The 6,016-nt window shown below is 68.3% G+C and carries 6 protein-coding genes and 1 riboswitch; of the genes, 2 read left to right on the forward strand and 4 right to left on the reverse strand.

Features of this window, described 5'->3' with window-relative positions; translation table 11 throughout:
* Window positions 1-3: 3 nt before the first annotated feature.
* Window positions 4-128, reverse strand: a riboswitch (S-adenosyl-L-homocysteine riboswitch).
* A gap of 103 nt (window positions 129-231) precedes the next feature.
* Entirely contained in the window at window positions 232-954 is a 723-nt protein-coding gene (locus QCE88_RS00475; protein ID WP_309898231.1) for an LrgB family protein, read from the reverse strand.
* 19 nt (window positions 955-973) lie between these two features.
* The gene (locus QCE88_RS00480) at window positions 974-1,432 is read right to left on the reverse strand and encodes a CidA/LrgA family protein (protein WP_309898233.1); all 459 of its coding nucleotides are present in this window, start codon (window positions 1,430-1,432) and stop codon (window positions 974-976) included.
* Window positions 1,433-1,562: 130 nt separating this feature from the next.
* On the opposite strand from QCE88_RS00480, the gene QCE88_RS00485 reads away from it, so the two are divergent.
* Together QCE88_RS00485 and QCE88_RS00490 are read left to right on the forward strand one after the other, a co-directional pair.
* Entirely contained in the window at window positions 1,563-2,507 is a 945-nt protein-coding gene (locus QCE88_RS00485; protein WP_309898235.1) for a LysR substrate-binding domain-containing protein, read from the forward strand.
* 646 nt (window positions 2,508-3,153) lie between these two features.
* Window positions 3,154-4,872: an isovaleryl-CoA dehydrogenase gene (locus QCE88_RS00490; protein WP_309898237.1), complete on the forward strand. Its 1,719-nt coding sequence runs from the start codon at window positions 3,154-3,156 to the stop codon at window positions 4,870-4,872.
* 461 nt (window positions 4,873-5,333) lie between these two features.
* Here QCE88_RS00490 and QCE88_RS00495 read toward each other — a convergent pair whose 3' ends face one another.
* Entirely contained in the window at window positions 5,334-5,654 is a 321-nt protein-coding gene (locus tag QCE88_RS00495; RefSeq protein WP_309931289.1) for an EscU/YscU/HrcU family type III secretion system export apparatus switch protein, read from the reverse strand.
* Complete coding sequence (locus QCE88_RS00500; protein ID WP_309903292.1) at window positions 5,651-5,947, reverse strand: flagellar hook-length control protein FliK; 297 nt, start codon at window positions 5,945-5,947, stop codon at window positions 5,651-5,653. Before QCE88_RS00500 ends, QCE88_RS00495 begins: the two co-directional genes overlap by 4 nt.
* Between the last annotated feature and the right edge of the window lie 69 nt (window positions 5,948-6,016).

A 6,016-nucleotide genomic window follows, 5' to 3' on the forward strand; every position in this document is an offset into this window, starting at 1 on the left:
ATGTTGACGTGAGCGCCGTTCGAATGCGGGGGCTTGGGGGGCATTGCACATGCCTTCGAACCGTCCGGATTGAATGCTCCGAGCCTGGCGGGCGTTTTGAAAGCCCGTCGCAACGCTCCTCGGAAGCGAACGCCGATTGTAGCAAAGACTCGTCGGACGAAGGCGCAACGGCCGCGCGCCGAAGCGGGTTTTTGGCGGGTCGATGCGAGACGGTCCGGCGGCGTTTCGGAATCAGAAAGGAAGGATGGAGAGCAGCGGCGCGAGCAGGACCATCGCGACGCCCGCGATCATCATCGTGAGGCTCGCGACGACGCCTTCCTCGCTGCCGAGCTCACGCGCCTTCGCCGTGCCGACGCCATGCGCCGCCGCGCCGAACAGCGCGCCGCGCGCGAGCCGCGTGCGCAGCGGCACGAGCGCCAGCACGATTTCGCCGAACAGCATGCCGCACACGCCCGTGGCGATCACGAACAGCGCGGTAAGGTCCTTGGGCGCGTGGATCTTGTCCGAAACGGCCAATGCGAACGGCGTGGAGACGGAGCGCGTCGCGAGGCTGCGCTGCAGTTCCGGCGACAGATGCAGCAGCTTCGCCAGCGCCAGCGAGCCGCCCACCGCCACCAGAATGCCGACCGTCACGCCGACGGTGAGCGAGATCCAGTGCCGCTTGATGAGCGTGCGGTATTCGTAGATCGGCACGGCGAAGGCGACCGTGGCGGGGCCGAGCAGCCACATGAGCCAGCGCGTGTCGGCGAAGTAGACGGGGTACGGAATGCGGGCCATCACGACGATGATCCCGAGCACCACGGGCACCGCCAGCAGCGGCGTGAGCCACGGACGCCGGAAGCGCGCGTAGAGCTGCTTCGACGCGAAGTACAGCGCCACGGTCAGAATCAGGCAGCCCGCCGCGATCAGACGGGCGGAACCGTCAGCGAAGAGGGAGTCGTAGAAGTGGTTCATGGTGGCGCTCGGGGCGTGTTCAGGCGCGGGCGGCGTGCCGCGTGACAAGCGCGCGACGCAACGCAAGACGCCGTTCGAGGCGCGCGGCGCGATCCACGGCGAAGGCGACCGCGACCATCACCATCAGCGTTCCGCCGACCACCACCAGCGCGAGCCGCCAGCCGTCTTCCAGAAACAGGCCGCCATACTGGACCGCCGCGACCGCGGCCGGGATGAAGAACAACAGCATGTCGGCCAGCAGCCAGTCGGCGCCCGCCTTGACCCAGCGCGGCGCGATGCCACCGCAGAACAGCAGCGCCAGCAATGCGACCAGCCCGACGACGCCGCCCGGTACCGGCAATGACAACTTGCGCGCGACGAAGTCCGCGGCGGCCCAGATCGCGGCCAGGGCCGTCGATTGCAGTGCGACGCGCAGGAAGCGACCGAACGCAACACGGGCGTTGCTGGCTTGGACGGGGCTTGCGAGGGCGGCGGACATGGCGGTCTTCTCGGGGTTTTGGTCGTTGAACTAGGGTTAACCTGTAGACCGAGTATATGGGCACCCCATACATAATAAAAATGACTTAACCTTATCCAAATCATTCCAATCCGGAATTCGGGAGCCGACGATGGAACTACGCGCTTTGCGGTACTTCATCGAAGTGGTGAAGCAGAAAAGCTTCACCGCCGCCGCCGAACACATGTTTGTGACCCAGCCGACCATCAGCAAGATGGTGAAGGCGCTGGAGGACGAAGTCGGCTCGCCGCTGTTGCTGCGCGAAGGCCGCCAGATGGTGCTCACCGATGTCGGGCGAATCGTCTGGCAACGCGGCGCCGAAGTGCTCGCGGCGCACGCGCGGCTGGAGGCCGAGCTGAACGATCTCGGCACTTTCGGTCGCGGCACGCTGACCATCGGCATTCCGCCGATGGGCGGATCGCTGTTCACGCCGGCCATCGCTGCGTTCCGGCAACGGTATCCGAAGGTCGAGCTGAAGCTGTTCGAGCGCGGCTCGAAGGCGATCGAGGCGGCGCTGCTCGACGGCGAACTGGAACTGGGCGGCGTGCTGCAACCCGTCGATGCCGATCTGTTCGACGTGCTTCCCGTCAGCCGCCAGCTGCTGTGGCTGGTGGCGCAGAAAGGCTCGCGCTGGGACGACGTGCAGGAAGTCGCGCTCGCCGATCTCGCCGCCGAGCCGTTCGTGTTCTATGGCGAAAGCCTCGCGCTCAACGATGTCGTGCTCGCCGCTTGCCGCGACGCGGGTTTCGCGCCGACCATCGTCGGGCGCAGCGGGCACTGGGATTTCATTTCGGCGCTGGTGCAGGCTGGCATTGGTATCGCGCTGCTGCCGGCGCCGTATTGCCGGCGGCTGGACGCCGAAGCATTCACGTGCCGGCCGGTGGTGAAGCCGGAGATCCACTGGGACATGGCGCTCGGCTGGCGGCGCAACGGCTATCTGTCGCATGCGGCGCGCGCGTGGATTGAAGTGGCGCGCGAGATGCTGCCCGCCAATCTCGACCAGGATTTCATGGCCGACGGCTTTTCTCGCGGACGCCGCGGCAAGCCGGCTGAATAGCGGCGCGCGGTGAACTTGCGCGGCCTGCGCCAGGACTTCATGGCCGACAGGTTCTCGCGCAGGCGCCGTGGCAAGCCGACCGAATAGCGGCGCACGGTGAGCCTGCGCGGCCTGTGCCACGACTTCATGGCCGACGGCTTCTCTCGCGGGCGCCGCCGCAAGCTGGCCGAATAGCGGCGCGGGCTGAACGTGCGCGGCGGTATGCCAGGACTTCATGGCCGACGGCTTCTCGCGCAGGCGCCGTGGCGAGCCGGCCGAATAGCGGCGCGCGGCGAACCTGCGCGACCTGTACCAAGACTTCATGGCCGACGGCTTCTCTCGCGGGCGCCGCCGCAAGCCGGCCGAATAGCGGCGCGCGGTGAAGCTGCGCGGCCTGTACCAGGACTTCATGGCCGACGGCTTCTCTCGCGGGCGCCGCCGCAAGCCGGCCGAATAGCGGCGCGGGCTGAACGTGCGCGGCGGTATGCCAGGACTTCATGGCCGACGGCTTTTCCCGCTGACGCCGCCGCAAGCCGGCCGAATAGCGGCGCGTGGCGAGCCTGCAGAGCCTATGATTTGTTGAATATCCGTCGAGCGGGGCCGCGCCTGCCCCACTGACAACCGGCGCGGCCCGCCCGGTGCGCGCCGCGCCAGAAGGAGACCGTAGATGTCCGCGACTTCGCCCGCTTCATCCGATAGCGCCGCTCTGCCGTTCCACCAGACCCACGAAGTCACCAATCAGGTCGAGCCGCTCGTCGGCTATGACGCGTTCGCCTTCGATCACGCGCTCGTCGCGGCGCTCGGCCGCGAGGGCGCGCAATGGCACGCCGAGGCGCTCTCGAGCGACGGCATGGCGCTGACGCAGTCGGATGTCGTCGCGCTGGCGGAGCTGGCCAACCGGCACGAACCGGCGCTCTCGACCCACAGCCCGCGCGGCCAACGCATCGACGCGCTGGAGTTCCATCCGGCCTGGCACGAACTCTTGCGGCGTCTGCGGCGGGCAGGCGCGCACGCGATGCCGTTCGAGCCGTCCGCGCGCCCGGGGTCGATGGCCGCCCGTTGCGCCGCTTATTTCCTGCATGGTCAGCTGGAATCGGGCTCCCTGTGCCCGATCACGATGACCTTCGCCAGCATTCCGGTCTTGCGCAACGAGCCCGACCTGTACGCGCGGCTTGTCCGGCCGCTGCTGTCGCGCGAGCACGATCCGCGCGACATTCCGCTCGAAGCCGGCAAGCATTCGATGATGATCGGCATGGGCATGACCGAGAAACAGGGCGGCTCGGACGTGCGCAGCAACCGCACGCGCGCGCATGCGCTGGGCGTGCCGGGACGCGGCGGTGCGTATCGGCTGATCGGGCACAAATGGTTCTTCTCCGCGCCGCAATGCGACGCCCATCTCGTGCTCGCGCGCACGGAAGAGCAGGGCGGCCTGTCGTGCTTCTACGTGCCGCGCTTCCAGCCGGATGGCCGCAAGAACGCGGTCGAGGTCCAGCGCCTGAAGGACAAGCTCGGCAACCGCTCGAATGCGAGCAGCGAAGTCGAGTTCCGCGATGCCTACGGCGTGATGATCGGCGAGGAAGGACGCGGCGTGCCTACCATCATCGAGATGGCGAACTTTACGCGCCTCGATTGCGTGATCGGCAGCGCGGCGCTGATGCGCGCGGCGCTCGTGCAGGCGATCCACCATGCGCGGCACCGCAGCGCGTTCGGCGCACCGCTCGTCGATCAGCCGCTGATGCGCAACGTCCTCGCCGACCTCGCGCTCGAATCCGAGGCGGCCACGGTGTTGTTCATGCGCCTCGCGGGCGCGTTCGAGGACAGCGCGGCGCCGGGCGGATCGGCGCAAGCGCGTGCGTGGCGGCGCATCGTGACGCCGGCGGCGAAGTTCTGGGTGTGCAAGCGCGCGCTCGAATTCACCGGCGAGGCGATGGAAGTCTGGGGCGGCAACGGTTACGTCGAAACCGGGCCGATGGCGCGCTTCTACCGCGAGGCGCCGGTCAACTCGATCTGGGAAGGCTCGGGTAACGTGATGTGCCTCGACGTGCTGCGCGCGTTCGAGCGCGAACAGGATGCCGCGCACGCGCTGCTCGCCGACTGGACGGCGACGGCCGGCGCGCATCCGGCGCTGGCGGGCGCGCTGGCGTCGTTGATGAAGCTGTTGACGGGCGATCCGGCTGCGCGCGAGGCATCGGCGCGGCGCATCGCGCAGCAGTTGGCGCTGTGCGCGCAGGGTGTGTTGCTGGCGCGGCATGCGCCGCAGGAAGTGGCTGACGCGTTCATCGAGACGCGTCTTGGCGAGGCACGGGGCGAGACGGGGCGGGTCTACGGCACGCTGCCGGCGCGCTTCGATCACGTCGCGCTCGTGAACCGGGCCTTTGCGGCCTGACGGGCGTCGGCGGTACTGAATCAGCGAGGCACGCGCCGCGCGTCGAGACGCGTCCTCGGCGACGCGCGGGGCGAGACGGGGCGGTTTCGGCACGCAGCCGGCGCGTTTAGATCATGTCGCGCTCGTAAACCGGGCCTTTGCGGTCTGACGGGCGTCGGCGGTACAGAATCAGCGAAGCACGCGCCGCGCTTTGAGACGCGTCTCGGCGAGGCGCGGGGCGAGACAGGGCGGGACTACGGCAGACTGCTGGCGCGCTTCGATCACGCCGCGCTTGTGAACCGGGACATCGCGGCCTGAAAGCGTCGGCGGGGAAGAATTAGCGAAACGCACCCTGCTTTGAGACGCGTCCTCGGCGACGCGCGGGGTGACACAGGGCGGTTTCGGCACGCAGCCGGCGCGTTTAGATCACGCCGCGCTCGGAAACCGCGCCTTTGTGGCCCGCAAGGGACAGCGATAAACAATCAGCGAAGCGCACGCCCTGCTTCGCGCAGCGGCTCTTCGTTTTCCAGCCGATACACCCACGACAACAGTTCCGCGACCGCGTGATATAGCGCGGGTGGGATGTGCGCGTCGAGATCGACCTGCATCAGCAGCGACACCATTTCCGGCGACTCGTGCACATACAGACCCGCTTCCTTCGCGCGCTGCACGATCATCTCGGCGACCATGCCGTAGCCCTTCGCAACCACGCGCGGCGTCGCGTCGCGGTTGCCCGCCTCGTAGGCGAGCGCCGTAGCCTGCATGCGGGTATATGGCGGCGGCCCGGACTGGTTCTGGTTCATGCCGCGCCTCCCTCGCCCGCCGCCGGACGCAAGAGATGTTCGAGCGGCGACTTGACCGGCTTCTTGTCGTGCGGCTCGCCGGAAATCGCGAGATCGGTAGAGCCGTCCATCGAACGGACCGACAACGACGCCAGCGCCAGCCCCGCAGCCTCCAGTTGGCGCGCGAAGGCGGGACCGTCGGTGGCGAGCCGGCGCGCGCCCGCGTCGCCCGCCTTGATGCGCGCAACCAGCTTCTCGCCGGTCAGCACCAGTTCCGCGTCCACGGTGCCGAGCGCCGGCAGCGATAGCGTGATGCGCCGGCGGCGATGCTGTCGAGTTCACAGGGCACGAACAACGCGTACGGCACAAGCAGTGCGTCCGCC

Origin of the sequence: Caballeronia sp. LZ035 (genome assembly GCF_031451175.1) — a bacterium.
GTDB lineage: Bacteria > Pseudomonadota > Gammaproteobacteria > Burkholderiales > Burkholderiaceae > Caballeronia.